Annotated in this window: 21 protein-coding genes and 1 riboswitch; of the genes, 11 read left to right on the top strand and 10 right to left on the bottom strand. The window is 63.6% G+C overall.

Annotated features, from left to right (window positions below; genetic code table 11):
- Positions 1-66 precede the first annotated feature (66 nt).
- The gene (locus BLW08_RS00675; protein ID WP_091322784.1) at positions 67-966 is read right to left on the bottom strand and encodes a LysR family transcriptional regulator; all 900 of its coding nucleotides are present in this window, start codon (positions 964-966) and stop codon (positions 67-69) included.
- Positions 967-1,060: 94 nt separating this feature from the next.
- Here BLW08_RS00675 and BLW08_RS00670 point away from each other — a divergent pair, with 94 nt between their 5' ends.
- Together BLW08_RS00670 and BLW08_RS00665 are read left to right on the top strand one after the other, a co-directional pair.
- Complete coding sequence (locus BLW08_RS00670; protein ID WP_090820333.1) at positions 1,061-2,089, top strand: MBL fold metallo-hydrolase; 1,029 nt, start codon at positions 1,061-1,063, stop codon at positions 2,087-2,089.
- 34 nt (positions 2,090-2,123) lie between these two features.
- Entirely contained in the window at positions 2,124-3,458 is a 1,335-nt protein-coding gene (locus tag BLW08_RS00665) for an MFS transporter (RefSeq protein WP_091322782.1), read from the top strand.
- Between the two features lie 63 nt (positions 3,459-3,521).
- Here BLW08_RS00665 and BLW08_RS00660 read toward each other — a convergent pair whose 3' ends face one another.
- Both BLW08_RS00660 and speB read right to left on the bottom strand, forming a co-directional pair.
- Positions 3,522-5,225, bottom strand: coding sequence for a thiamine pyrophosphate-binding protein (locus BLW08_RS00660; RefSeq protein WP_091322781.1), 1,704 nt, complete (start codon positions 5,223-5,225; stop codon positions 3,522-3,524).
- Positions 5,222-6,292: an agmatinase gene (gene speB, locus BLW08_RS00655; protein WP_091323277.1), complete on the bottom strand. Its 1,071-nt coding sequence runs from the start codon at positions 6,290-6,292 to the stop codon at positions 5,222-5,224. Before speB ends, BLW08_RS00660 begins: the two co-directional genes overlap by 4 nt.
- A 229-nt stretch (positions 6,293-6,521) precedes the next feature.
- On the opposite strand from speB, the gene BLW08_RS00650 reads away from it, so the two are divergent.
- Both BLW08_RS00650 and BLW08_RS00645 read left to right on the top strand, forming a co-directional pair.
- The gene (locus BLW08_RS00650) at positions 6,522-8,495 is read left to right on the top strand and encodes an APC family permease (protein ID WP_091322778.1); all 1,974 of its coding nucleotides are present in this window, start codon (positions 6,522-6,524) and stop codon (positions 8,493-8,495) included.
- Positions 8,496-8,700: 205 nt separating this feature from the next.
- Positions 8,701-9,606 (top strand): DUF559 domain-containing protein, encoded by a 906-nt coding sequence (locus tag BLW08_RS00645; RefSeq protein ID WP_091322777.1) that lies wholly within the window; start codon positions 8,701-8,703, stop codon positions 9,604-9,606.
- A 23-nt stretch (positions 9,607-9,629) separates the two neighbouring features.
- Here BLW08_RS00645 and BLW08_RS00640 read toward each other — a convergent pair whose 3' ends face one another.
- Complete coding sequence (locus BLW08_RS00640; RefSeq protein WP_024819844.1) at positions 9,630-10,205, bottom strand: helix-turn-helix domain-containing protein; 576 nt, start codon at positions 10,203-10,205, stop codon at positions 9,630-9,632.
- Positions 10,206-10,471: 266 nt separating this feature from the next.
- Here BLW08_RS00640 and BLW08_RS00635 point away from each other — a divergent pair, with 266 nt between their 5' ends.
- Positions 10,472-12,007, top strand: a complete 1,536-nt coding sequence (locus tag BLW08_RS00635; RefSeq protein ID WP_175538530.1) for a sodium:solute symporter family protein — start codon at positions 10,472-10,474, stop codon at positions 12,005-12,007.
- Between the two features lie 846 nt (positions 12,008-12,853).
- Positions 12,854-12,973, top strand: a riboswitch (SAM riboswitch).
- Between the two features lie 17 nt (positions 12,974-12,990).
- Positions 12,991-13,290, top strand: a complete 300-nt coding sequence (locus BLW08_RS00630) for a hypothetical protein (protein ID WP_091322775.1) — start codon at positions 12,991-12,993, stop codon at positions 13,288-13,290.
- On the opposite strand, the gene BLW08_RS00625 is transcribed toward BLW08_RS00630, so the two are convergent.
- Entirely contained in the window at positions 13,287-13,472 is a 186-nt protein-coding gene (locus BLW08_RS00625; RefSeq protein ID WP_090820347.1) for a hypothetical protein, read from the bottom strand. The genes BLW08_RS00630 and BLW08_RS00625 overlap by 4 nt on opposite strands.
- Positions 13,473-13,702: 230 nt before the next feature.
- Here BLW08_RS00625 and BLW08_RS00620 point away from each other — a divergent pair, with 230 nt between their 5' ends.
- The 3 genes from BLW08_RS00620 to BLW08_RS00610 all read left to right on the top strand — a co-directional run bounded on the left by BLW08_RS00620 (position 13,703) and on the right by BLW08_RS00610 (position 16,941).
- Positions 13,703-14,905 carry a VIT1/CCC1 transporter family protein gene (locus BLW08_RS00620; RefSeq protein WP_091322773.1) on the top strand — a complete coding sequence of 401 codons (1,203 nt, stop codon included), beginning with the start codon at positions 13,703-13,705 and terminating at the stop codon, positions 14,903-14,905.
- A gap of 84 nt (positions 14,906-14,989) precedes the next feature.
- The gene (locus tag BLW08_RS00615) at positions 14,990-15,883 is read left to right on the top strand and encodes a matrixin family metalloprotease (protein WP_175538529.1); all 894 of its coding nucleotides are present in this window, start codon (positions 14,990-14,992) and stop codon (positions 15,881-15,883) included.
- 122 nt (positions 15,884-16,005) lie between these two features.
- Positions 16,006-16,941, top strand: a complete 936-nt coding sequence (locus tag BLW08_RS00610; protein ID WP_091322770.1) for a matrixin family metalloprotease — start codon at positions 16,006-16,008, stop codon at positions 16,939-16,941.
- Here the strand turns inward: BLW08_RS00610 and BLW08_RS00605 are convergent.
- The gene (locus BLW08_RS00605; protein WP_175538528.1) at positions 16,938-18,083 is read right to left on the bottom strand and encodes an LOG family protein; all 1,146 of its coding nucleotides are present in this window, start codon (positions 18,081-18,083) and stop codon (positions 16,938-16,940) included. The genes BLW08_RS00610 and BLW08_RS00605 overlap by 4 nt on opposite strands.
- Positions 18,084-18,153: 70 nt before the next feature.
- Between BLW08_RS00605 and BLW08_RS00600 the strand changes: the two genes are divergently transcribed.
- Together BLW08_RS00600 and BLW08_RS00595 are read left to right on the top strand one after the other, a co-directional pair.
- On the top strand, positions 18,154-18,945 hold the full coding sequence (locus tag BLW08_RS00600; protein ID WP_091322768.1) for a gamma-glutamyl-gamma-aminobutyrate hydrolase family protein: 792 nt from the start codon (positions 18,154-18,156) through the stop codon (positions 18,943-18,945).
- Between the two features lie 122 nt (positions 18,946-19,067).
- On the top strand, positions 19,068-22,007 hold the full coding sequence (locus BLW08_RS00595) for a chitobiase/beta-hexosaminidase C-terminal domain-containing protein (RefSeq protein WP_091322767.1): 2,940 nt from the start codon (positions 19,068-19,070) through the stop codon (positions 22,005-22,007).
- A 137-nt stretch (positions 22,008-22,144) separates the two neighbouring features.
- Here BLW08_RS00595 and sucD read toward each other — a convergent pair whose 3' ends face one another.
- The 4 genes from sucD to BLW08_RS00575 form a co-directional block, all read right to left on the bottom strand.
- Positions 22,145-23,047, bottom strand: coding sequence for a succinate--CoA ligase subunit alpha (gene sucD, locus BLW08_RS00590; protein WP_090820359.1), 903 nt, complete (start codon positions 23,045-23,047; stop codon positions 22,145-22,147).
- Between the two features lie 12 nt (positions 23,048-23,059).
- Positions 23,060-24,229 (bottom strand): ADP-forming succinate--CoA ligase subunit beta, encoded by a 1,170-nt coding sequence (gene sucC / locus BLW08_RS00585; RefSeq protein ID WP_090820361.1) that lies wholly within the window; start codon positions 24,227-24,229, stop codon positions 23,060-23,062.
- Between the two features lie 274 nt (positions 24,230-24,503).
- On the bottom strand, positions 24,504-25,193 hold the full coding sequence (locus BLW08_RS00580; RefSeq protein ID WP_090820363.1) for a hypothetical protein: 690 nt from the start codon (positions 25,191-25,193) through the stop codon (positions 24,504-24,506).
- Between the two features lie 8 nt (positions 25,194-25,201).
- A complete protein-coding gene (locus BLW08_RS00575) occupies positions 25,202-26,665 on the bottom strand; it encodes a putative Ig domain-containing protein (RefSeq protein WP_175538527.1) in 1,464 nt (487 codons plus the stop codon).
- Positions 26,666-26,840: the final 175 nt, after the last annotated feature.

The raw sequence follows: 26,840 nt of genomic DNA, 5'->3' as shown, positions 1-26,840 counted from the left end.
GTGTCAGACCGCCGGGGAACTCCGGCGAATTCGACGGTTTCCCGCGAACCCGGCGAAGATCCAGCGCTATCCGGCCAGGTGAATAGCCGCCCGAATGACCTCGTTCACCCGGCGGGGCCGTTCGATCCCCGGCGGCACGGCAGCCACGAGCCAACTCTCAGGGAGTTCATCCTCAATGGGCACCAGAACAACTTTGGCGTCTGCATATACCGGAGCAACCCCCGGCCATGCATGGGTCACGGAGATGGCCCGCCCACTGGCCACAACTCCGCGTATGGTCTGCGCCACCACGCTTTTCCAGCGGACGTTCGGTTCGATGCCCGCTGCGAGGAACATGGCCGTGACCCGTTCCGCGCTGGGTGGCACATTGAAGAGGATCACGTCCTCGCCCGCGAGGTCGGCGAAGCTCAGTGATGCCCTTCCCGCCAGGGGGTGGCCCGCCGCCAGCATGAACTGGGGACGCGATTCCACTACTTTGACGACGTCGACCCCCGGAACCACCTGAGGGGAGTAAACAAAGGCCAGGTCCAGCTCCCCCTCCCCTACCCCCTTCTGCAGATCTTCAGCGGCGCCCTCCACAAAGTCGAGCTCCACCTCGGGCCACTTCTCGGCAAAATAGCCAATGAGTTCCGGGATCACCCGGGGCGAGATGGCCACCATGCAGCCAATGGAAACCCGGCCGCGCATCTCTTCATGGGAGCCCAGCAGTGCTCCACCGCGCAGGTCGGCGGTTTCCCTGAGGATCCGCCGGGCACGGACGCCGAGTTCAAGTCCGGCAACTGTGGGCTCAACCCTCTTGGCCCGGGTGCGGATCAGCAGGTCCAGGCCAAGGCTCTTTTCCAACTGTGCAATCGCCATGGAGGCGGCGGCCTGGGAGATGTTGCTCTCGCTGGCAGCTTTGGTCAGGGCTCCGTGATCGAGCACGGCCACAAAATACTCGAGCTGGCGCAGGGTGAACTCAGCCATCAGTTCTCCTTATGAACTTCTTTGAATTGATTGATTATACAAGTGAAGTGAGCCGGGCCACTATGGAGGAAAGCCGAAGTCGAAGGAGACACCCGTGACATTGACGTCATCCCTGAAACCGCACATCGTCACCCTGGGCACCGCAGGCGGTCCCCGATGGTGGGCGGCCGCGGACTCCGGCGAGCGCACAGGAATAGCCACCGCAGTGGTGGTGGGAGATGCCTTCTATCTGGTGGACTTCGGCCAAGGCGCCGGACGCCGGCTCAGCCAGTCAGGCTTGGAGCTTAAGGACTTGAGGGCGCTCTTCATCACGCACCTGCACTCAGACCACGTCTACGACCTCGCCGGGCTTGGCATCTTCGGCCTGTACGCCCTCGCAGACCGTGCCACCAACCCGGTGAGGATCCTTGGACCCGGCAACCGTGGTGAGCTGCCCCCGGTGTCGCCCCGCGCCGTCGTCGATCCTCTTCCGCTGGCCCCGGAGAACCCGACGCCGGGCACCCGCCAGATGTTCGAACAGCTGATGGCCGCCCACGCTACGGACCTCAATGACCGCATCCTGGACAGCCTGAAGCCCAGCCCCCTGGACATCTTCGCAGCCGAAGACATCCGGATCCCGGCGACATCCGGCTATCACCCCAACAACAACCCGACGCCGGCCATGGAACCGTTCCAGATCTACCGCGACGAATTGGTGACGGTGACCGCCATCCTGGTGGAACACCCTCCCGTGGCACCGGCTTTCGCCTTCCGCTTCGATACCGCTGAAGGTTCCGTCACCATCTCCGGAGACACCGCCTACACAGAAAACATGATCACGCTGGCCACGGGCACGGACTTGTTGCTGCACGAGGCCATCGACTTCGACTGGGTGGAATCCCTCTACGCAGACAAAACCGACGACAGCAGCCGGGCCGCACGTGACCACCACTACAAGTCACATACGAGTGTCCGCGAAGCAGCCAAGCTGGCCGATGCCGCCGGCGCCAGGCACCTTGCCCTTCATCACCTGGTGCCCGGCCACGCATCCACGTCTGTGTGGCTCGAAGCCGAAGAGCACTTCAGCGGAAAGTTCACCGTTCCCAACGATCTAGACGTCATCCCGTTCGCACGCCAGCGCTGATGCGCGAACCCCATCACCGGAACTGAGGAAGCACATGAGCTCAGCACCATCCCAGGACACCCTGCCTGAAACCACCGGCAGCGTGCCTGAACATTCCATGAAGTCCAAGGACATGCGCCGCATCCTGGCGTCCAGTTTCATCGGAAGTGCCATCGAGTACTACGACTTCATGCTGTACGCCACTGCCGCCAGCCTGGTCTTCAACAAGGTGTTTTTCGCCAACCTTGGCCCCGGCTTCGCGCTTTTCGCATCCTTCGTAACGCTCGCCGTGGGGTATGTTGCGCGCCCCTTGGGTGGCCTGATCTTCGGGCACTTCGGGGACAGGGTTGGCCGCAAGAAAATGTTGGTCCTCTCCATGCTCATCATGGGCTTCGGGACCACCATGATCGGTTTGCTGCCCACAACAGCACAGATTGGGATTGCCGCACCTATCGCGTTGGTAGTCCTCAGGCTGGTTCAAGGTGTGGCGGTTGGCGGGGAATGGGGCGGCGCCGCCCTCATGGCCATAGAGCACGCCCCCAAAAAGCACCGGGGATTTGCGGCAGCTTTCGCCAACGCAGGCGGTCCTGCGGGAGCGATTCTGGGCACACTGGCGCTGTCCCTGTTCGCAGCACTGTCCGGTGACGATTTCCTGGCATGGGGGTGGCGTATACCTTTCCTCCTGAGCGCCGCGTTGATCGCCGTGGGAATGGTCATCCGACTCAAAGTGTCTGAAACACCGGCTTTCCAAAGGCTTGAAGCCGAGGGATCCAAACGGCGGGTGCCGCTTCTCGATGTCCTCCAGCACAATCGCCGCGCGGTGGTGCTGGGGCTGCTCGCCACTACAGCTTTCTACGTGTGCCAATCGATGACCACGGTGTGGGGCGTATCCGTGGCCGTGGAAAACGGGGCAGACAAGAACGGCGTGCTCAACATCAAGGCTTTCGCGGCACTGCTGACCTTGATCATCTGCTTCTATTCGGCCCGCCTCAGCGACAGGATCGGCCGACGCCGGGTGCTGATCGGCGCATCCTTGCTGGGCGCCGTCCTCGCATACCCCATCCTGCTGCTGATCAACGACGGCGGGCTATGGGCATTTGCCCTCGCGATCGTGCTGGGCAATGGACTGGTGCAAGGCTTCCTCTACGGCCCCATTGCAGCGTACGTGGCCGAACAATTTCCCACCCGCAACCGCTACACGGGGGCTTCGTTGTCCTATCAAGGGGCATCGATGATCGGCGCCGGCTTCACACCGATGATCGTCGCCGGCCTCAGCCTCGCTGCCGGCGGTGGCTTGTGGCTCATTGCGGTGTTCTGGATCGTTGCGATGCTGGCCGCGGTTGTCGCCGTGAAGCTCACCCCCGAAGGCACACAGCGGGATCTCGATTAATCGCTGCAAAAGCAGTCAGCCCCCGCGCGGTATTCCGTGCGGGGGCTGCTTGTTTTTGCGTACTTAGTCGTCCAAGTGGGTGGGGCCGAACATTTTCAAAAGCGTTTCAACCACGACGACGTTGGGTCCGTCCGCTTCGAAGGACGCTTTGAGAGCGTCCCCCACTTCCTCCGGGGCAACCCGGCGGGCCGGGACGCCGAAGGACTCGGCCAGCTTCACAAAATCCGGGCGGGCGAGCTCTGTGGCTGTGGCCTGGCCGAACGCGCCCACCATGTATTCGCGCAGGATGCCGTAGCCGCCGTCGTCCACGATCAGCCAAGTGACCGGAACGTTGTGCTGCTTGGCGGTGGCGAGTTCGGAGATGGAGTACATGGAGGAACCGTCACCGGACACAGCAAGTACCCGGCTCGGTTTGCCCGTGGTTTCCAGGCCCACGGCTCCGCCGATTGCTGCAGGGAAACCGTAGCCGAGGCCACCGGCGCCCTGGGCAGAGTGGAACTGACCCTGACGGGCGTCCCAGCAGCTCCAGCCCCAGTAAGCAGAGATGGTCATGTCCCAGAACGTCTGCATGTCGGCCGGGACAGCCTCGCGGATGTCGGCCATGAACTTCAGTTCCTTGGCCAGGTCCTGTGATTCCAACCGGGCCTTGACCTTGGCCAGGGATTCCTTGACCACGTCTTCCGGACTGGTGCCATGCCAGGATCGCTGTGTCGTGTCCGCTGCCCCTGCTGCTGCGAGGGCTTCGTCGAGGGCTGCGAGTGCCTGGCCGGCGTCGGCACGGATGCCCAGGCCAGGCCTGTTGGATTCGAGGACGCGGGGTTCTGCGTCGATCTGGATGATGCGGCCGCGGGGTTCGAAGGTGAAGTAATTGGAGGTCACTTCACCCAGCGACGAACCAATGACGATCAGGACATCGGCGTCTTCGAGGACATCGGTCATGTACCGGTCTTCGATCCAGGACTGCAGGGACAGCTCGTGCGTCCACGGGAACGCACCGTTGCCACCGGGAGTACATATCACCGGCGCGCGCAGTTGCTCGGCGATCGAGAGCAACGACTTCTCAGCCCGGCCACGACGCGTACCGCCGCCAGCGATGATCGCCGGACGTTCCGCCGTCGAAAGCCACTTCACGGCTTCGCGGATCAGCTCGACGCGCGGCGGGTTGTCCGCTGCTTCGGCGAGGGCGTCCTCCACAGGAGGAACCATGATCGGGTCCAGCAGGACGTTCTGCGGGATTTCGATCCACACAGGACCCTGCGGGGAGGAAATCGCTTCGGTCCAGGCATCCTGGATGGCGGACGGGATGCCCGAGGCGTGCTGGATCAGTCGCTGGCTCTTGGTGACGTTCGCGGCCGAAGCCTTCTGGTCATCGAGCTGGTGCAGCATGCCCTTGCGACGCGCACCCAGGCCGTCAAGCGGGATCTGGCTGGCGACAACCACCATGGGAACACCGGTGGCGTAAGCCTCCTGCAAACCGGCGAGGGACGTCAGCGCCCCCGGACCGGTAGACAGGAACAACACACCCACCTCACCGGTGGCGCGGGAGTAGCCGTCCGCCGCGAAAGCCGAGTTGTTCTCCACCCGGGAAGACACGAAATGCAGATTGCCGCGGCCCATGGCGTCGAACAGCCCGAGAGCGTGCTGGCCCGGGATGCCGAAAACAGTCTTCGCACCTAGCGCCTCGAGGGTCTCGACGACGAGGTCCCCACCGTTGCGCTGGTTTGTCCCCTTCGTGGGAGCTGCTGTGCCGGGATCGAAATCGATCATCGCTGGTCACCGGATGTTCCGGGAGCCTGTGCGAGCTCCGCGATGCGGGCACCGAGGGCCTGCTGCGCGTAGCCGTTCGGGGCGCCGAGTCGGTCGCCTTCGACGGCGTTGTCCGCCATGAGGGTCACGAGTTCGTAGGCTACGTGGCTGCCTGCGACGCCAGTAATCTCTGCGTGGTCGTAGGCCGGAGCAACTTCCACGATGTCCGCGCCAACGAGGTTCATGCCGCGGAAGCCACGGATGATTTCCAGGAGTTCGCGGCTGCTGATACCGCCGGCCTCGGGGGTGCCGGTGCCGGGTGCGTGCGCCGGATCCAGGACGTCGATGTCCACGGAGATGTACAGCGGACGGTTGCCGATGCGGTCACGGATCTTCGCCACCGTCTCCAGAACGCCTTGGTAGTAGACGTCAGCGGAGGTGACGATTCCGAAGCCAAAGCGGTGGTCGTCGTCGAGGTCCTTCTTGCCGTACAGCGGGCCGCGGGTACCCACATGGCTGATGGCTTCCGTGTCCAGGATGCCTTCTTCCACTGCCCGACGGAACGGGGTGCCGTGGGTGTACTCGGCACCAAAGTAGGTGTCCCAGGTGTCCAGGTGTGCGTCGAAGTGGAGCATGGCGATGGGTTCGCCGGCACGCTCTGCCGCTGCGCGGAGGAGGGGCAGCGCAATGGTGTGGTCGCCACCGAGGGTAACCAGCTTGCTGCCGTTGGCGGTGAGGTCCAGGGCGTTCTGCTGGATGGTCTCGATTGCCTCGTTGATGTTGAACGGGTTCACGGCCATGTCGCCAGCGTCGGAAACCTGGATGTTCTCAAACGGGCTGACGTCCCATGCCGGGTTGTACGGGCGCAGCAGGCGGCTGGCCTCACGCACGTGATTGGCGCCGAAGCGCGCGCCGGGACGGTAGGAAACGCCAGAGTCGAAGGGAACGCCAACTACCGTGACGTCGGCCTTGGAGACCTGGTCCAGACGGGGCAGTCGGGCGTAGGTGGCGGCACCGGCGTAGCGCGGGATGCGGGATGAATCGATGGGTCCGAGGTTCCCGTTGGCTTCAATACGGAGCTCTTCCAAAATATGCCACTCCTTGTCATCGTTGGGGGATTGGATCACTGGCTGTGACACCCATCATACACTCGAAGTTGCCTAATATGCATCACCTGTTTACAAATAAGATTTGATGCGCGCGGCGTGAGATCCCGGTCACAGCGCGCGTAAAGATTCCATAAAAACCGGGGTCCCGGCGTCGAACGCGGCCATACGCTCCTTGCGGAAGCAGTACCGTGCTGCGCGAAAGGACACCGTGACCACCCTGACGAGGCCTCCGGCCGACCCGGCCGACCGGCCCAAGCACTCCTTCAACCTCAAATCGTGGCTGCTCGAAGGAATGCCGGACACCTCAGGCAAGCGCCAGGGACCGCACGGGAAGCCTGCCGACTCCCACAAGCCGCAGGCTTGGTGGAAGGTCATGTGCCTCACAGGCTTGGACTACTTCTCCACCCTCGGCTACCAGCCGGCCATCGCCGCACTTGCCGCAGGACTCCTCTCCCCCTTGGCTACCCTGCTCCTGGTGGTTGCAACCCTGGCAGGCGCGCTGCCTGTGTATCGGCGTGTTGCCAAGGAAAGCCCCCGCGGCGAAGGCTCCATCGCCATGCTGGAACGCCTGCTTCCTCGGTGGGGAGGCAAACTGTTCGTTCTGGCCCTCCTCGGATTCGCCGCCACGGACTTCATGATCACCATTACCCTTTCGGCCGCAGACGCCACGGCCCACCTCATCGAGAACCCCTTCGCCCCGCACTTCCTCGAAGGCCAGCAAGTGGTCATTACCATTGCGCTCATCGCAGGCCTGGGCATCGTCTTCCTGCGCGGATTCAAGGAAGCCATCAACGTAGCCGTCGTTCTGGTGGGCGCGTTCCTCGCACTGAACCTCGTGGTCATTGCCGTCTCCATCAGCCATCTCTTCACGGAATCCCGCGTCATCACTGATTGGTGGACGGCGCTGACCACCTCCCACGGGGATCCGATCATGATGATCGCCTTGGCACTGCTGGTCTTCCCCCGCTTGGCGCTGGGCCTGTCCGGATTTGAAACCGGGGTGGCCGTCATGCCGCAGATCAAGGGGCACGCAACAGACACCGACGCCAAGCCAACTGGCCGAATCAAGGGCGCTCACAAGCTCCTTACCACCGCAGCCATCATCATGAGCTCATTCCTCATTACCTCCAGCTTCACCACCGTCATGCTGATCCCCGCGGCCGAGTTCGAATCAGGCGGAAAGGCCGAGGGACGCGCGCTTGCCTTTCTGGCCCACAAATTCCTGGGCGACGGCTTCGGAACCGTTTATGACATCAGCACCATCGCCATCCTCTGGTTTGCCGGCGCTTCCGCCATGGCAGGCTTGCTGAACCTGGTACCGAGGTACCTCCCCCGGTACGGCATGGCCCCGGCATGGGCACGGGCCCTGCGTCCACTGGTCCTGGTATTCACCGTCATCGCCTTCATCGTGACCATCATTTTCCAGGCCGACGTCAACGCCCAGGGCGGCGCCTACGCCACCGGCGTTCTGGTGCTTATTACCTCCGCCTCGATCGCGGTAACCCTGTCCGCACGGCGCCGGAAACAACGCGCCCAGGTGATCGGCTTCGGGCTGATCTCCTTGGTGTTCATCTACACCACGGTGGTCAACTCGATAGAGCGCCCGGACGGCCTGAAGATTGCCGCCCTCTTCATCCTGGGCATCATGGTTGTCAGCTTCATCTCCCGCATGCGGCGCGCGTTTGAGCTCCGGGCCACGCACATCAAAATGGACGAGAAAGCCTTGGAGTTCACCGCCAATGCCGCCGACGGCCCGGTCCGCATCATCGCCCACGAGCCCAAGCATCTCAGCGCCAGCCGGTACCGCGACAAGCTCCAGCACGCCCAGCAGGCCAACCACCTGCCAGTGGACTGCGACGCCGTGTTCATCGAAGTGATCGTGGACGACAGCTCGGACTTTGAGCAGGAACTCCAGGTTGTGGGCAAGCTCCGGCACGGGTTCAAGATCCTGGAAGTGCACAGCAACAACGTGCCGAACACTGTGGCGGCTGTGCTCCTCCATATCCGCGACGTCACAGGTTTCATGCCGCACATCTACTTCCGCTGGACAGAGGGCAACCCGATCTCCAACCTCAGCAAGTTCCTGTTCTTCGGCGAAGGCGAAATCGCGCCGGTAACCCGTGAAGTGCTGAGGGAGGCCGAGCCGGACATCACCCGGCGCCCATGGGTCCACGTGGGCTAACCGCCCGAATCCGTTCGCCGCGCTCCTCCCCAGTTGGTGACCTACCTTGTGACCATCGCGCATCGTTAGCCCACGGATTTCCAGGGCCAGCGAGCCCAGGCTGCTCACGGAAAGGTCAGCAACTGGGGAGGACCGCATTTGCCACTTACCCACATAAGGGAAACGGACCGTTCCTGCAGCTGCCCAGCGTGGGTGAACTGGCCTCATGGACATCTATCTATACCTTCAAGAGGTGGGCGGAGTGGCCCGGACCGGACAACTCCTCAGCGCAGGCTTCTCCCGGTCAGACGTCGCTTCGTTGTTATCCCGGGGAGCTAACCGCCCGCGACGGGGCGTGTACATGCTCAATGATCACAAGCCGGAGTTCGCCGCTGCCATCCGGTACAACGCGCTTGTGTCCTGCGCAAGCGCTGCAAAACACTTCGGGCTTTGGCTAAGAACCGCTCCAAGCCAACATCATCGGGCCTGCGATCATGGGCACGGCAGCGGGTTTATCCGGCACAGGACGGCCCGGTTCGAGGCACACCCCACCCTGCCCGTGGCGGCGCTGGAGGACGTAGTGCTTCACGCGATGACATGCCTGGAACCCCCGGCATCCACAGCCATGGCCACGTCGGCCATTCGCCTGCACGGCGTGCCGCTGGCATTGCTCAAGGAGCAGCTCCGCGGGGACAGATCCAGACCGGTACTGACGGCACTGCATGAGCTCGATCTCCGTGCAGAGTCGATCGTTGAGGTAGACGCGCAGCACTTACTCCGCACACATGGAATCGCTTTCGAGGCGCAGGTTTCCATACCTGGAATCGGTCGCGTGGACTTTCTTCTCGAAGAATTCCTCATCGTTGAAGTGGATGGCTTCGCGTTTCACTCCAACAGAAAGGCTCTGCGGAACGACTTGGCACGAAACAACGCCTCTACCGTCAACGGCTATTCCGTGCTGAGGTACCCGCCGGAGGTGATTTGGTTCGAGCCGGAGCGGGTGATTGCGGAGATTCAGGCGGTTCTCGCGTTGCGTCGCGACGCTCCCTCCCAGTTTGTGGGCAACTTTGCACCTCTGAGCCCCGGGGTTCAAGGGTTCAGCCCACTCCCCCGGCTCCTGAACCGGAAGTAACTGGGAGGGAGCGCGCCCCGGTACTAGCGGCTGGCTGCAGGAACCAGTACCCACAGAACCTCGACGGTTTCATCCGTGGGGTTGATCCAGGTGTGGGGTTCACGGCCCGGGAAGGAGAGGGTGTCCCCTTCTTCGAGGTCGTATTCCTCATTGGTCAGGATGAGCTTGATCCGCCCCTTAACCACATGCAGGACATCGACGTCGCAGTCCACCGCGTACAACTCGTTCTCGCCACGGCCACGCGGTTCTATGGTGGCCTGCAGTATCTGCAAACGACGCTCTGAGCGCGCCGTGAGCAGGCGCTCCACTATGCCTTGGCCACCCAGGGAAATGCGGGGGCCGTCGTCGCGTTTGGTCAGATGGGTCTCCGGAGCCGCAAACAAATCACCCACGGACACGGACAGAACCTGGCACAGCGTGACCAGTGACGCGACCGACGGCGATGTCAGGTCCCGCTCCACGCGGCTGAGGAAGCCCTTGGTCAGTCCGGTAGCATCCGCTACTTGCTCGATGGTGAGGCGCTGCGCCTGCCGGGCTGCGCGGATTCTGGAACCGATGGCAACGGGAACATTGCTCGGTTCAACGGGTAGAGCCTTCATTCACGAACCTTTCAGGCCTGTCATGTGGCCCTGTCATTGGAGCAATAGTAGCCGGGAGACAGGCCAAGAACGCCAGAATACGCGGAAGCATGACCAAAGGATCTTGACTGTTACTCCCATCACAACATATCCTCATAGGCAACAAGTGTTGTCTGTGAGGCACACAACACATCCCCAATCTCAAATCATCAGCACAGAGACTTCGACGCTTCGCAGGAGTATCGTCGAAAACCCCAACCTCCGTGCATCAGCTACAAGGACCGTTCATGGAATCTTCGGCTATTAACATCGCAATCGTGGTGGTGTACCTGCTCGCCATGCTGGCATTCGGTTGGTGGGGCAAGTCCCGCACCAAGAACAACAGCGACTTCCTGGTGGCCGGCCGCCGCCTGGGACCCTTCCTTTACACCGGCACCATGGCCGCAGTGGTCCTCGGTGGCGCATCCACCGTTGGCGGCGTCGGCCTCGGCTACAAGTTCGGCATCTCCGGCATGTGGCTGGTAGTGGCCATCGGCTCGGGCGTGCTGCTGCTCAGCCTCCTGTTCGCCGGCACCATCCAGCGTCTGAAGATCTACACGGTCTCCCAAATGCTGAGCCTTCGCTACGGCAGCAAGGCCACCCAGACCTCCGGAATAGTGATGCTGGCCTACACGCTGATGCTGTGCGCCACGTCCACCGGCGCCTACGCCACCATCTTCGTTGTGCTGTTTGACTGGGAGCGTTGGCTGGCCATCGCCGTTGGCGGCGCAATCGTGCTGGTCTACTCCACCATCGGCGGCATGTGGTCCATCACCCTGGCCGACCAGGTCCAGTTCATCATCAAGACTGTTGGCATCTTCTTCCTGATGCTCCCCTTCGTCATGAACGCAGCGGGCGGCATGGACGGCATCCGTGAACGCCTCGACGCGAGCTTCTTCCAGATCGACGGCATCGGCGTCCAGACGATCATCACCTACTTCGTGGTCTACACACTGGGTCTCCTGATCGGCCAGGACATCTGGCAGCGCGTCTTCACCGCCAAGACCCCCACGGTTGCCCGTTGGGGCGGCGCCACTGCCGGCGTCTACTGCATCCTTTACGGCATCGCCGGCGCCTTGATCGGCCTCGCTGCCCGCGTTGCCCTGCCTGACATCGACGTCGCCAACCTCGGCAAGGACGTGGTCTACGCAGAGGTAGCAACGCACATCCTGCCCGTAGGCATTGGCGGCTTGGTCATGGCCGCGGCTGTCGCAGCCATGATGTCCACCGCTTCGGGTGCCCTGATCGCAGCCGCAACGGTGGCACGCGCCGACGTCGTGCCGTTCGTGGCCAGCTGGTTCGGCAAGACCATCAACACTGATGACACCGAAAACCCGGAGCACGACGTCAAAGCCAACCGTTACTGGGTCCTGGGCCTGGGCATCGTTGCCGTACTGATCTCCATGGCGGCGCAGGACGTGGTGGTTGCCCTCACCATTGCCTACGACATCCTGGTGGGTGGCCTCCTGGTTGCCATTCTGGGTGGCCTCGTGTGGAAGCGCGGCACGGGCATTGCCGCCGCGTGGTCCATGGCGGTGGGTTCAGTCCTGACGCTCACCCTGCTGATTCTCTTCGCCGTGGGAGCCATCCCCAGCGCGGACGGCGTCTACGCCAACGAGCCGATCTACTTCGGCCTGGCAGCCTCGTTCATCGCGTACGTGGTGATTTCGCTGCTCACTCCGCCTACGGACCCTGCCGTTCGTGAGGCTTGGGACAAGCGGGTTGCCGGTGCTGTTTCAGACGAATTGCCGCCTGAAGTCCACCCGGTCAGCAGCCACAAGTAACCAGCTACCAACAGAACGTTCGACGGCGGCGCTCCCCTTTTCGGGGCAGCGCCGCCGTTGTTGTGTCCCCCGGGAAGTGCACGTTTGCGGGGCCCACACTGCGCCCCAAAACCCCACCCAAACACGCACACCAGGCCCCACAACAAACACCCCCCGTTTGCGGGGCCCACACTGCGCCCCTCAGCCAAGGAAAAGGGCGCAAACCAGGCCACACAACAAACACCCCCCACATGCGGGGCCCACACTGCGCGCCTCAGCCAAGGGAAGGGGCGCAAACCAGGCCCCACAACAAACACGCACACCAGGCCCCACAACACACACCCCCCGTTTGCGAGGCCCACACTGCGCCCCTCAGCCAAGGCAAGGGGCGTAAAACGGGCCCCACAACAAACACCCCCCACATGCGGGGCCCACTCGGCGCCCCAAAACGCCACCCAAACACGCACACCAGACCCCACAACACCCCCTTGCGGGGCCCACACAGCGCGCCTCAACCAAGGGAAAGGGCGTAAAACGGGCCCCACAACACACACCCCCCGTTTGCGAGGCCCACACAGCGCGCCTCAACCAAGGGAAAGGGCGTAAAACGGGCCCCACAACACACCCCCCACCTTTGCGGGGCCCACACTGCGCCCCTCAGCCAAGGCAAGGGGCGTAAAACGGGCCCCACAACACACACCCCCCGTTTGCGAGGCCCACACTGCGCACCAAAACCCCACCCAAACACGCACACCAGACCCCACAACAAACACCCCCACATGCGAGGCCCACACTGCGCGCCTCAGCCAAGGGAAGGGGCGTAAATCGGGCCTCACACCAGGAGCGCCTGAGGTAGGGTTGTCACAGCTTCAAGAGATGTGGTGCCAAGCTCCGACTGGCCACACACCAACCCCATGTTCACGGGTGGTTCGGATGAGGAAGCGGCCCGCCCCGGACCAGAGACAACCGAGCGGGCAAGAGCACTCTCCCCGAGGAGCAGTCCCTTGCCGTACCAAGGCGATACCACCCACGCACCCAGCACCCCGGCCCTCCCCGCCGCCCGAACGGTGAGGGTGATTCCCGCCGTCGACCTCTTCCTGGGCGCCGTGACCTTTCCGGCCGGGAACGGCACCAAGCACTTCAGGTATCCTGAGCCGCGGCTGATCGCGCAGGCGCTGGCCCAGGCTGTCCGGCCAACGCAATGGTGCGAGGCTTCAGCGACGCTGACGGTGACAGTCGCCGCGGCCGGGAAACGCGAGGGCGTAGCGCGGCACTTTGCCCTCTGCCACGTAGAACCCGCCTAGCTTTCCTCTTCCCCGCGGAATTCCTCGGTGTCATCGAGAGGGACTACGCGTTCGTCGTCCTCAGGAGCATCCACGTCCTCCACCCAGGCTTCATCAACCTCCTGGTCCTCGGCGTAGTCATAGGCTGGGTCCGACTCGATGGTTGCCCTCGGGTGGCTGGCGTGTGATTCGGTGGTGTCCATGATGCAACCTCCGTCTCGTGGGCCGGTCAAAGCCCGGTAACCGGAATGCGGGGAGCTCCCGCCCCTGTCCTTCCATCTGAGCACCGGCCCAGTCGAGGGTCAAGGGTGGCCGAATTTACGGTGCACCGAACATTCCAGCTAAGGAATACCGGCCAAAAAACCGCGGAAATAAGCGGTAGTGTGGTGCGTGCAATGGGGCCGCAACTACCCCACCCAGCACAGGAGAGAAAGTGCAAAAGCACCAGGAATCCCACAGTTCGTCGAGCCCTGCTCCGGACTCCACCCCCGAAAAAACCACCCCCGAAGAATTCGTCCCCGGAAACGCCGCGCCTGACACCACCGACGTGCTGCCGGCTGCCCCCACGTCCTCGGATATCAGGCGTTGGCGGCAGTATCTGGCCGACGAACGCGCCGAAGCCGCGGTGTACCGCGAACTCGCCCAACGGCGGGACGGCGAAGAACGGCAAATCCTGCTCGCCCTGGCCGAGGCTGAGGGCCGGCACGAGGCACACTGGCTCAAACTCCTTGGCGAGCACGCCGGCATGCCTAAGGCCGCCTCTGCCCGGAGCCAGTTCCTGGGCTTCCTGGCCCGCAACTTCGGCTCCGTCTTTGTGCTTGCGTTGGCACAACGTGCGGAAGGCCGCTCCCCGTACGGCACCGAGCCCGCTGCGACGCCGGCCATGGTGGCTGACGAGCAGATCCACGAAGAAGTAGTCCGGGGCTTGGCGACGCGGGGCCGCAACAGGCTTTCCGGTACCTTCCGGGCTGCTGTCTTTGGGGCCAACGATGGCCTGGTGAGCAACTTGTCACTGGTGATGGGCATGGCAGCAACCGGTGTGCCCAGCCCTGTGGTGCTCATGAGTGGCGTGGCAGGTTTGTTGGCCGGCGCCTTGTCCATGGGCGCAGGCGAGTACGTTTCAGTACGCTCGCAAAGGGAACTGCTCAACGCCACCCTGCCCACGCAAGCAACTCTTACGGCAGCACCGTCGTTGGACATCGAACACAACGAACTGGTCCTGGTGTACCTGGCCCGCGGCATGACGCGCAAGGCCGCTGAACACCGCGCGGCCGAACGCATGGGAGTGTTCAGCTGCGACTGCGACCCCAGCCTCTCCTTGCAGCCGGAAAAGCCGGCCACGGACGACCACGAATCCGTTGGCTCGGCATGGGGCGCCGCGCTGTCCAGCTTCTGCTTCTTCGCGTCGGGTGCCATCGTGCCCATCCTGCCGTTCATTTTCGGCATGACGGGAGTGGCTGCCTTGCTGGTGGCCGGGGTGCTGGTGGGCATCGCGCTGCTGGCGACCGGCGCCGTCGTCGGCTTGTTGTCCGGAACCTCGCCGCTGAGCCGCGGGCTGCGGCAGCTTGCCATTGGCCTCGGAGCTGCAGCGGCCACCTACGGGTTGGGCTTGTTGTTCGGGGCTGCGATCGTCTGAGTTTGGACGGCTCTGCCCACAGCCCGTAATGTTGGGTCGTCCTCCGCGCTGCCCCGCGTGACTGGGCGTGAGGAATGGAGAACCGTGGACCCGGAGCGGGAAACATCGCGTGTGCCAAGGCACCGAAGCACGGCAACGGCGTGGCGGGTTGCCCGAGGCATCCTCATGGCCTGCGTCGCGGCGGTAGTAGCAGTGGTGGTCAGCGGGTTCCTGCACGGAGACCCCCGCATCACGTCCCTGTTCCCCGGAATCAACCTTCCCGGTGAACCGCAGAACGGGCAAAGCCAGGCAAAACCTGCGCGCGCGCTGGACGCGCCACCCCCGGGACATGAGGAGGCGGACGCACCGCTGGCCTCACCTCCGGCGCCGGCGGTCACCAATGATTCGTACAAGTTCCTGGCCACCAACGACGACGGCACGCCGGTGGGCTACTCGCCCTGCCGGCCGCTGCACTACGTGGTGAACAACGCGTCGGCACCCGTGGGCTCCGATGAACTCCTTGCCACGGCCATTGCCAACGTCTCCGCAGCATCAGGCATCCAGTTCGTGAACGATGGCACCACGGACGAGCTTCCGGTGGAGCGGCGCGAACCGTACCAGCCATCGAAGTACGGAGAACGGTGGGCTCCCCTGCTGATCTCGTGGACCACGCCTGAGGCAGCACCGGCCCTGGCGGACAAGGTGATCGGCACAGGTGGCAGCACCATGTATTCGCTCAACAAGGGCCCCAAGAGCTACATCACCGGCAGCTTGGAACTGGACACTCCGCAGGTATCCGAGCTCCTGGCTGACCCGGAAGGTGCCGACTACGTCCTGGCCGTCATGCAGCATGAACTGGGGCACGTGATGGGTCTGGACCACGTGGAGGATCCGGTCCAGCTCATGTACCCGGAAATCGGCGCCCCGGACGGCCTCGCCGCGGGCGATCTGACGGGCCTGCACCTTCTCTCCTCAGCACCCTGCCGCAAGGACATCTGAGCACAGCCCGGGGGCCGGGACAGTTCCGGCATGGACTCACGGCGGCGCCGGACTTATGCTGACCACACACTGCCGACGGCGGCGCCCCAGCTCCCGTCGCAGCCTCCACGTCAGGGGGTTCCATGGAACCTTACGGGCCGCCCCAGGGGCCGGATCCGGATCCCCCTCGGCCAAATTTTCTTCCGGTCAGTTCGCAGCCACCGGATCCCCCAACGCCGCGGCCACCCATCAAGCACAGCAGCATCGCGGCCATACTCTTCCTGTTCAGCGTCCTGGGCCTGGTCATTGCGGGAGCGTACTTCAGCGGGGACCTGCAGCAATTCCTCTACGGATCCAGCGCTACCCAAAGCCAGCAGCCGCGGCCTGGCCTGGTGCCGTTCGGCCAGCGCCAGGATCCGCTCCCTGGTCGGGAAGAAGCTGATGCTCCCCTTGGCACACCGGCCCCGGTGAATCGGCCCAGCAGCTCGTACAAATTCCTGGCGGTCAAGGATGATGGATCTCCGCTGGCCTACTCACCATGCAGGCCGATCCACTACGTGGTGAATTCCGATCTGGCATCCGCTTCCTGGCAGCCCCTGGTGGACGAAGCGGTCCGGCGTGCCAGTGTGGCCACCGGATTGAAATTCATCTTTGACGGTCCAAGCTCCGAGGTCCCCTCTACCAACAGGGCCGGATACCAGCCCTCCCGGTACGGGGACCGGTGGGCTCCTGTGCTCATTGCGTGGAGCACTCCTGAGCAAGTGCCGCGACTGACGGGCCAAACCGTGGGCTTGGGCGGGAGTTCCTCGATTGGCCTGAGCAACGGCTACAAGGCGTACGTGACGGGCACCGTGTCTTTGGATGCACCCCAGTTCGCCGGAATTGTGGACACACCCAACGGCCAGGAGATCGGCGTGGCGGTGATCATGCACGAGCTGGGACACCTGCTGGGACTGGACCACGTGGATGATCCCCGGCAGCTCATGTATGACCAGGCGTCCTGGGTCCGGGACTACGCTGCCGGCGACCGGACCGGCTTGGCCCGGCTAGGCACTGGCCCGTGCAGCAAGGACTTCTAGCCAGGGCCCCTGCCTGACACCACGGCGAGCGCTTCTTCCACCGTATCCACAAGGAAGATCTTGTCCTCCATGGGTTTTCCTGCGGCGAGGCTTTGCAGCATGGGCCAGGCGGGAAACGTTCTTTCCCAGTGCTCGCGGCCCACCAGCACCATGGGGGTGATGGTTTGCGGGGCTCCGTAATAGTTCTCGCAGGCGTCCTGGAAGATCTCCTGCACGGTTCCGGCGGCTCCCGGGAGGAAGACTATTCCGCCATTGCAGAGCTCCAGCAGGATGGCTTCGCGAACAGCGTTGGCGAAGTATTTGGCGATGTGCGTCGCGAACAGGTTGGGCGGTTCGTGCCCGTAAAACCACGTGGGGATCCCCAGGGTGGGGGTGCCTTCCGGATAACGTTCAACGACGGCCGCTGCCTGGCGGGCCCACGCCGACACTGAGGGCCTGAACCCGGGCACTGCGGCGAGCTGCTCGACGGCGGCCGTGGAGTCGGCGTCGGGCAGTCCACTCAAGTAGGCGCCCATGTTGGCGGCTTCCATGGCCCCGGGTCCGCCGCCGGTGGCGACGGCAAATCCGGCTTGGGCGAGCAACCGGCCAAGCCGCGCTGCCTCCGCGAATTCCGTGGTCCCGCGCTGGGCGGCGTGTCCTCCCATCACCCCTACCAGCTTGGCCTTTGCGAGCGCGCCATGGTCAAGCACATCGTCCAGGGCAGCGCCGATCGCATGGTCGTGAAGGGCTGCGGCGAGGGTGGCGTCCAGGCTGGCCCGCTGCCCGGGGAGAATGCTCCACTGGTAGACCTGTGCGTCCAGCGTGGATTCGTAGTCTGTTGAGGAGATGTCTTCGTAAAGCTCTGCGGCGGTGTAGAGCCGGCCCCGGTAGGGATCGAACGGAACTCCTTGGAGCTTGGGGAAGATGAGTGCCCCGCGGCGTCGCAAACTTTCTTCCACGCCGTCGTCGAACGTACACCCCAGGAAGATCGCGCCTTGGGGATCCAGGGCCTTGAGGGTTCGTGCGTGGCCCCGCAGGTCCAGCGACTGTGCGTGCCAGCCGTTCATGGACCCCGCTCCGGCGCTGACCAGCCGGTCGAAGTGGACCACGCTGTTGACGTCCAGTGTTCGCGGACTCGGGTTCAAGGCTGCGGTGCGGTTCATGGTTTCAGCGTAGTGCGGGACTATGACCACCCGTTTGCGCACGGCGGTGCATTCAGGTGCATCATGAAGCATGAAGAGCCCCAAAGATGTTCGGCCACGTGTTGGCGTTCCCGTCCGTCTGAGCAGTTCGGACACCCCGGATGCCCGCGTGGGCGAGGCCAACCAGCTCTTCACGTTCATCGTGGACCTGCTGCGCGAGGCGGGTGCGGATCCGGTACTGCTGACCCCGGTTTCGGCGGACAGTGCCGGTCGGCTGGCCAAAGAGATGGAAAGGCTGGACGGCGTGTTGCTGCCGGGTGGGGGCGATATCAATCCCCGCCTTTATGGACAGGATCCCGACGAGTCCCTTTACGACGTGAACCCCGAGCAGGACCATCTGGACATGGATGTGGCCCGGGCGACCATCGACGCCGGGCTGCCGCTGTTGGGTGTCTGCCGTGGCCATCAGTTGTTGAATGTGCTGTACGGCGGAACGCTCTTCCAGGACATGGCGCCGTCCACAGTGAACCACAATGGCTTGGACCCGCAAGATCCTGCCGCCAGCGAATGGGCGTGGCACGACGTATTGGTCAGTGCTGGTTCCAAGGCCGCGGCACTGTACGGTTCCGCAGGGGCCACCACCGTGAAGATCGCCTCGGGACACCATCAGGCGGTGGACCGTGTGGGCGAGGGCCTCCTGGTGACAGCCGTTGCCGACGACGGAACAGTGGAGGCCTTGGAAGACCCCTCACGGTGGGTCGTTTCTGTGCAATGGCACCCTGAGGCGTCCCAGCTTCCCGACGCTGATCGGTTGATGCCCTTCAGGAACTTCGTAGACGTGTGCCGGAACCCTACCCAGGCCCGGCCCGAAGGAGTACAGTAGCGCTCACTGCATCGCTTTCCGTTCCATCGAAAGCTCGGCAAGAGCCTAATTTCATTCGAAATGACGTCCTGGGGGCGTCGTAAGTTTGCCGGCTGGGGGGCCCAACATCTGCTCAAAGGAGCATGGTTGTGGACCGTCCAAAATACGTCAGTCGTCCCTTTCGTCCGGATAGCCGGCCCCGTTCTTTCACCCCCCGTTCCTTCACGCAACGCCTGATCAGCCTGCTCTTGGGGCCTGCTTTGGTTGTGGGTGGCTTAGTCCTGGGCACTGCGTCTCCAGCGGCCGCTGCTGTTCCGCCGTGTGCTGGTACGGGCGGAGCATTGCAGATAGTTGCCCACACGGATGACGACCTGCTCTTCCTGAGCCCGGATTTCATGAGGGACATCCAAGCCAAGCGGTGCGTCCAAACCGTGTTCACCACAGCCGGCGAGGCAGGCGAGGGAGCGTCGTATTGGAGGGGTCTTGAAGCCGGTATTAGGGCCAGCTATTCGAAAATGGCGGGCGTAGCGGACTCATGGACAACCTCGGACGCCGGGGTGCCCAACAGGCCCCTGACCATGCAGACGCTGAACGGGGCGCCCAATATCTCCGTGGTGTTCATGCGGCTCCCGGATGGCTTCCCCGACGGTGACGGCAGCGCGGCCTACAACGACCAGAGCATCCTGAAACTTTGGGATGGGCGGCTCTCTTCCATCAGGCCGGTGGACAATGCTGCCACGTTCACCAAATCCCAGTTTCAAACGGCGTTGAACCGCCTGGTGGCCAACTTCCAGCCCACCACTTTCCGCACCCAGGACTGGACCGGAAACTTCAACAACCCGTACGACCACAGCGATCACTGGGCCACCGCCAAATTTGCGCAACTGGCAACCCGCAGCTACACGGGCCCCCACACTTCGCTGGCATACGACGCCTACGTCATTGATGAGTATCCGCAGAACGTCACAGGTGCCGAGCTGACCACGAAAGTGGACACGTTCGTGCGGTTCGCTGATTTTGACATGTACATCTGTAGCAGCCCGGGCGAAGGATGCCCGGATTCCCCCTACGATGAATGGCTCAAACGGCAATACATCACGGCCATCGAGTGGACGGGCAACGGCGCCAAGTCCGCTGGAACCACGGTGACCGCGTCGTCGCAGAAGGCCGCGGCGCAAAGCCCGGAGAAGGCCCGTGACGGCTACTTCTGGGGCGCCCCCATGGATGCGGCCCGGGAATGGGTCACCGCGGGTGAGAAGGCCGGAAGCTGGATCCAATACAGCTACTCCCCTACAAAGACCATCAACTCCGTGACTCTCTCTGACCGGCCACTCCTCACCGATCAGGTCACCGGCGGGACCCTTCAGTTCTCCGATGGAAGCACTGTCCCTGTTCCAGCCCTCCCGAACAACGGGTCCGGCCTCACCATCAACTTCCCCGCCAAGACGGTCAGCTCCGTCCGGTTCACCATCACGTCGGTGAGCGCCGGGACCACCAACGCCGGTCTGGCGGAGTTTGAGACCTACCTCGGTACGGACAACGTGGCACCCGTGGTCACCCCCACGCCTCCGGGAGGAACCTACGCCGTGGGACAGACGGTCACCCTCAAGTCCAACGAGACCGCCACTATCTACTACACAACCAACGGCAGCACCCCCACCACGGCCAGCAGCACATACAACACGCCGCTGACGCTGAGTGGCCCGCTGACCCTGAAGTACTTCGCCGTAGACAGCGCCGGCAACAGCTCGGCCGTGGTCACCCAGACGTACTCCACCGGCCCGGATGTCACCAAACCTGTGGTGACAGCCACTCCACCGGGAGGCGAGTACGCGCCGGGCACCACCATCACTTTGGCTGCCAATGAGCCTGCCGGGATCCGTTACACCACCGACGGCACTGACCCGCTCACAGCAGGCCTGGCGTACAGCGCGCCTATCCCCTTCAATGGCCCCGCCCCGATGACGTTGAAGTACTTCGCCCGTGACACCGCCGGAAACGCCTCCGACGTCGTCACGCAGACGTACACGGTTCCGCCGGACACCACGGCTCCCACCGTCACGGCCAACCCCACCGGCCGGGCCCTGGCCAGCGGTGCCACCATCGCACTGACGGCCAACGAGCCAGGCGCCATCTACTACACCACCAATGGCAGCACGCCGACGGCCACCGAGTCAGCCACCAATATCAAGTACGACGCCGCATCCCCCATCGTTATGGGAAGCTCCACCCTGGTGCTCAAGTACATCGGCGTGGATACTGCGGGCAACACCTCCCCTGTGGGCACCCAAAGCTACACCGTGCCCGCAGCCGGACCGCCGTCGGCCCATGACTTCAACGGTGACGGACGCGCTGACGTCCTGGCCGCTGACACCGCCGGGAACTTGTACCTGTACCCGGGCAACGGCTCAGGTGGGCTCTTGCCACGGCAGCTGGCCCTGGCCGCTCCGGCATGGTCCACCATCACGGATACCATCACTCCCGGCGATTTCAACAAGGATGGCAAGCCTGACCTCCTGGCCAGGGCCGGCGACGTCCTGTGGTTCTACCCCGGTGACGGCGCAGGGAGCTTCGGGGCCCGGAAGCAGGTCAGCACAGGCTGGAGCACCATGACGCAACTCTTCTCCCCCGGCGACTTCAGCGGCGACGGCATCCCCGATTTCATCGGCCGGCGCAGTAACGGCGAGCTCCGGCTCTACGAAGGAAACGGGACCGGAGGACAACGTACTCCCTACACCGTTGGCTGGGGTTGGGACGTGATGAACGCCATCTTCAGCACCGGAGATTTCAATGGTGACGGCAAGGGAGATGTACTGGCGCGGCGCGCGGACACAGGCGCATTATGGCTATATCCGGGCAATGGTTCCGGGGGCTGGCTGCAGTGGACGCAGATTGGGACCGGCTGGGGAACCCGGACTGCGATGGCCGGGCCACGGGACCTTGACGGCGACGGCAAGAACGACGTCGTGGGCCGCATCGGAGACACCTTGTGGCTGTATCCCGGATCGGGAGGCGGAGCGCTCAGCAACGTTCCGCCGATCAGCCTCGGCACCGGCTGGCAGGCCATGAAAGTCATCGCCTAGCCAGCCCCATGAACCTGGCGCGGGTCGGAGTTTTCCCCCAGACTCTTCGGCCCGCGTCAGCTGCTTAAAGAACGACGACGGCCCGTCACCTTCCGTGGGGAAGGTGACGGGGCGGCGTCGTGGTTTAGCTGTAAAAGCTAGAGCGTCGCGAAAACTTCGCGCAGCAGCTTGGCGGTTTCGGACGGCGTCTTGCCGACCTTCACGCCTGCAGCTTCGAGAGCTTCCTTCTTGGCCTGTGCCGTGCCCGCGGAGCCGGAGACGATGGCGCCGGCGTGGCCCATGGTCTTGCCTTCGGGAGCGGTGAAGCCGGCAACGTAGCCAACAACCGGCTTGGTGACGTTGGCCTTGATGAAGTCGGCTGCGCGCTCTTCAGCGTCGCCACCAATTTCACCGATCATGACAATTGCCTTGGTCTCGGGGTCGGCCTCGAACGCAGCCAGGGCGTCGATGTGGGTGGTGCCGATGATGGGGTCGCCACCGATGCCGATCGCGGTGGAGAAACCGAGGTCGCGGAGTTCGTACATCATCTGGTAGGTCAAGGTACCGGACTTGGACACCAGGCCGATGGGGCCCTTGCCCGTGATGTTCGCCGGGGTGATGCCAACCAGGGCTTCGCCGGGGGTGATGATGCCGGGGCAGTTCGGTCCGATGATGCGGGTGATCTGCTTGCCGTCAGCGTCCACCTTGGACTGGGCGAGTGCCCAGAATTCGGCGGAGTCCTGAACCGGAACGCCTTCGGTGATGACCACTACGAGGCCGATGCCGGCTTCGATGGCTTCAACAACGGCGTCCTTGGTGAATGCCGGCGGAACGAAGACGATGGAGACGTCGGCGCCGGTTTCGGCAATGGCTTCCTTGACGGTGCCAAAGACGTTGATTTCCTTGTCCCCGTGCAGGACCGTGGTGCCGGCCTTGCGGGCGTTGACGCCACCAACAATGTTGGTGCCGGCCTTGAGCATCAGTGCGGTGTGCTTGGTGCCCTCGCCGCCGGTGATGCCCTGAACGATGACTTTGGAGTCCTTGTTGAGGTAGATAGACATTGTCGCGTCCCTTTACTTAGCTGCGTTGGCGAGCTCGGCGGCCTTGTCGGCGCCCTCGTCCATGGTGGCGGCCAGGGTAACCAGCGGGTGGTTGGCCTCGGTCAGGATGCGGCGGCCTTCCTCAACGTTGTTGCCGTCGAGGCGAACTACCAGCGGCTTGTTCGCGGAGGAACCGAGCTCAGCCAGTGCACCGACGATGCCCTTGGCCACGGCGTCACACGCGGTGATGCCACCGAAGACGTTCACGAACACGCTCTTGACCTGGGAGTCGCCCAGGATGACGTCGAGGCCGTTGGCCATGACCTCAGCGGAAGCTCCACCGCCGATGTCCAGGAAGTTGGCGGGCTTGACGTTGCCGTGGTTTTCGCCGGCGTAAGCAACGACGTCGAGGGTGGACATCACAAGACCGGCGCCGTTGCCGATGATGCCTACTTCGCCGTCCAGCTTGACGTAGTTGAGGTCCTGGGCCTTGGCCTTGGCCTCCAGCGGGTCAGCTGCGTCCTTGTCCTCCAGCGTGGAGTGGTGCACGTGGCGGAAGTCAGCGTTCTCGTCCAGGGAAACCTTGCCGTCCAGGGCAACGATGTCGCCTGCGCCGGTACGGACCAGCGGGTTGACCTCAACCAGGGTTGCGTCTTCCTTCTTGAAGACATCCCAGAGCTTCAGAATGACGTCGGCCACTTTGCCGCGCAGTTCTTCAGCAAAACCTGCAGCTGCGACGATCTCGTCAGCCTTGGCCTGGTCGATGCCCACAGCGGGGTCGATGGCGATCTTGGCCAGGGCCTCGGGACGCTCCACAGCAAGCTGTTCGATTTCCATGCCGCCCTCTACCGAGCACATGGCCAGGTAGTTGCGGTTTGCGCGGTCCAGGAGGACCGAGAAGTAGAATTCCTCGGCGATGTCAGCACCCTGGGCGATCATCACCTTGTTGACGGTGTGGCCCTTGATGTCCATGCCCAGGATGTTGGTGGAGTGCTCAAGTGCCTCTTCGGCAGACTTGGCAACCTTGACGCCGCCAGCCTTGCCGCGGCCACCAACCTTAACCTGTGCCTTGACGACAGTTACGCCGCCGATCTTCTCGGCAGCTGCCTTTGCTTCTTCAGGAGTGTGCGCCACGATGCCGGCGAGCACGGGTACACCGTGCGCCTCGAACATATCGCGCGCCTGATATTCAAACAGGTCCACGGTTTAGTGTCCTTCTACGTCGAAGTAGTTTTCTGTTCAGCCGGGAACCGCGATGACCGCGATAGCCAGCTGCGGAAAGTACGCGGTGAATAACCGGGATTGAAGCCGGTCACATTGCGTAAGGTCCTCTCGGAACTTTAGCCCTTTGAGGAGTCCCGCCAGCTACACACTACCCGTTAAGTGAGTAACCTTACACTTCTATCGGATGTAGAAAAACCGCATACTGACGCGGTTTTTGGGCTGTTCGACGTCTGCTGAAGGCCCGCCAGGAGGGTTACTTCAGTGTCCCGCGGACCGTTTTGCCGCCGTCGGAAATCAACTGGTACCCATCCCGCGTCACGAAGAACGCCACGCCACCCGAGACGTTTCCGCAGGCGACCCCGCCGTTGTACGCCGAGCACCGGAGTCCGTTCCGTTCGATGTTCTGCCCGTCGGCCAACTGACGCAACTTGGCGATGGGCCCGTTTTTGCTGCCCTTGGGCCCGAACTCGGACTCCATTTGTGTTACGCCGGAACGACATGCGCCGTACACCGCCTTGTCCGGGGACAGGAGCACGGTACCGCCGAGATAACCCAGCCCGGTGCCTGCGCAGTCATCGGCGATGTCAGCCGGGTCCGGTGTGGCGTATTTGGCCAGTTCGCAGTGCACCACCGGAACAACGGCGAATTTGTTGTTGGCCGCATCCGAGTATGAGTTGGCCTCATAAGGCAGGTTGAGGTGGCCACCCTTGGAGGACGTCATGGCACACACGATGTTCCGGTCTTCAGTGACGAACGCGGTGACATCCTCGCCCGCAGACAGGGTGGTCTGCTCCGTGACCGGAACCTGTTGAAGCTGTTCCAAGGGCGGCAACGGCGCCGGTGGAACGTAGTCCGGATCCTTGGTGGCGAAGGAGCACCCAGTAGCCACCATCAGAAGCAAGGCGGCAAGAATCCCCAACATAGTCCGTCGCATGCCACCCATTATGCCCGTCAGGCGCTGCTCCGCCCGCCCCCAAACCGTCGGCGGCCCGCTGCGGTCAACGCCGCTCCGAGCGTGAAGAGGCCCGCCACGGACCACATGATGGTGGGAAGGCTTCCGGACTGCAGCCCGGTGGCCGCGAGTTCAACGCCCGACGTCGACGCCAACGTCCCGGCCGGAGTCACCGCCGCTGGAGGTGCCGCCGCTGGAGGTGCCGCCACGTCGACAGCAGGAGGCGGATCCACCACGGCCGGCGGCTGTTCGACCACGGGTGGCCGGGTTGGGAGAACGGTCACCACGGTGGTGAAGATTCCTTGGTTGTACAAGCCCGAGTCACTGAAGTACACCCAGATCTGGAAACTTCCGGCACGGGTGGGGGTACCTTGCAACACACCATTGGCGTCGATGGTGAGCCCGTCCGGTCCCGGATCATGCCACCACAGGCTGCCGGCCATATGGCGCGGCGTCGCCCACCAGAAGCGATAGGGTGCCACGCCTCCGGTGACAGAGGCGATCTTCGCAGAATACGGCTCACCCAGCACTGCGGCCGGCACGGCGAAGCCCGTTGTCTGTGGCCTCGAAGCCCGAACAGTCAACGTAAACTCCGCATCGGTGGATTCATAGGAATCTGAGAACCGCACAGTGAATTTGTACGTTCCCGCGGCAGTCGGAGTGCCGGAAGCGGCGTTCTGCCCCCACGACATCCCCGGCGGAAGAGCACCTGAAACCACAGCCGTGCTGTATGGCTGGCCACCCACTGTCCAGACCAAGATGCTCTCGCTGTACCAGGCTCCAACGACGCCGTCAGTGAACTTCTCCGTGCCTGTCACGGTTCTGAATTGTGGAGGTGCGTAGTCGTAGAAGTCCACGGCGACCTCCTGGGCCGCTGATTGCGCGGGTTCCGAGGAGTCCAGCACCGTCACCTGCATGCGGAAGTAGCCCTCTTGCGTGGGCATGCCGGTGAACCTGAGGCTCGCGGGGTCGAATGTCAGACCTGGCGGGACGTCACTGACAGTGGCGGTGTACGGTGCAGTTCCTCCGGAAATCACCAACGGCGCGTCGTACGCCTTGGTGAGGTAACCCCTGTCCACATAGGACCGCACGGCCAGTGGATCAACGGCTTCCACGGTGGCCAGCGGATCAGTGACGGGTAGTTGCGCGGCGGGAGGCTGCGTTGCCGCAGGGCTTGCACTCGGCGCCGGTTCCGCGGCCGGAGTCTCGTCGGCGCTCGGCGCCGGGTCCGCACTCGGGGACGGGCTTGCACTCGGAGTCGAGTCCGCGTCCGGGGAAGCGTTGGCGCTCGTGGACGGGTCCGCACTCGGAGTCGGGCTTGCACTCGGAGTCGGGCTTGCACTCGGAGTCGGGCTGGCCGTTGCTGCCGGCTCACCCGGAGGCACTGACGGCTCCGCATCAGCCGATCCAGGTGGGGCGAACTGGAGAGCCAAGGCACCGGCCAAGGCCACAGCCAGCATCATTCTCGCGGCCTTGCCAATTGGTCCACGTTTCCCAACACTCGCGCGCATACGCGTCCTTCCCCCACAGGAATGCAACGATTCGGCGCCGCGCGGTTGGGGACACAGACAGCATCGGCCCCAGCGCAACGCTCGGTCAGTCTAGGGGTGTGGTGAGCCCATGACAATAGCTGGCGGC

Origin of the sequence: Arthrobacter sp. cf158 (assembly GCF_900106835.1) — a bacterium.
GTDB lineage: Bacteria > Actinomycetota > Actinomycetes > Actinomycetales > Micrococcaceae > Arthrobacter.
Note: the sequence above shows the minus strand (reverse complement) of the source record. Positions and strands in the feature narration are given on the sequence as shown.

Coding starts and splice junctions, on each gene's coding strand:
- BLW08_RS00675 (WP_091322784.1), bottom strand. CDS start 966: ATGGCTGAGTTCACCCTGCGCCAGCTCGAGTATTTTGTGGCCGTGCTC.
- BLW08_RS00665 (WP_091322782.1), top strand. CDS start 2,124: ATGAGCTCAGCACCATCCCAGGACACCCTGCCTGAAACCACCGGCAGC.
- BLW08_RS00660 (WP_091322781.1), bottom strand. CDS start 5,225: ATGATCGATTTCGATCCCGGCACAGCAGCTCCCACGAAGGGGACAAAC.
- BLW08_RS00645 (WP_091322777.1), top strand. CDS start 8,701: ATGGACATCTATCTATACCTTCAAGAGGTGGGCGGAGTGGCCCGGACC.
- BLW08_RS00640 (WP_024819844.1), bottom strand. CDS start 10,205: ATGAAGGCTCTACCCGTTGAACCGAGCAATGTTCCCGTTGCCATCGGT.
- BLW08_RS00635 (WP_175538530.1), top strand. CDS start 10,472: ATGGAATCTTCGGCTATTAACATCGCAATCGTGGTGGTGTACCTGCTC.
- BLW08_RS00625 (WP_090820347.1), bottom strand. CDS start 13,472: ATGGACACCACCGAATCACACGCCAGCCACCCGAGGGCAACCATCGAG.
- BLW08_RS00610 (WP_091322770.1), top strand. CDS start 16,006: ATGGAACCTTACGGGCCGCCCCAGGGGCCGGATCCGGATCCCCCTCGG.
- BLW08_RS00605 (WP_175538528.1), bottom strand. CDS start 18,083: ATGAACCGCACCGCAGCCTTGAACCCGAGTCCGCGAACACTGGACGTC.
- BLW08_RS00600 (WP_091322768.1), top strand. CDS start 18,154: ATGAAGAGCCCCAAAGATGTTCGGCCACGTGTTGGCGTTCCCGTCCGT.
- BLW08_RS00595 (WP_091322767.1), top strand. CDS start 19,068: ATGGTTGTGGACCGTCCAAAATACGTCAGTCGTCCCTTTCGTCCGGAT.
- sucD (WP_090820359.1), bottom strand. CDS start 23,047: ATGTCTATCTACCTCAACAAGGACTCCAAAGTCATCGTTCAGGGCATC.
- BLW08_RS00580 (WP_090820363.1), bottom strand. CDS start 25,193: ATGGGTGGCATGCGACGGACTATGTTGGGGATTCTTGCCGCCTTGCTT.
- BLW08_RS00575 (WP_175538527.1), bottom strand. CDS start 26,665: ATGATGCTGGCTGTGGCCTTGGCCGGTGCCTTGGCTCTCCAGTTCGCC.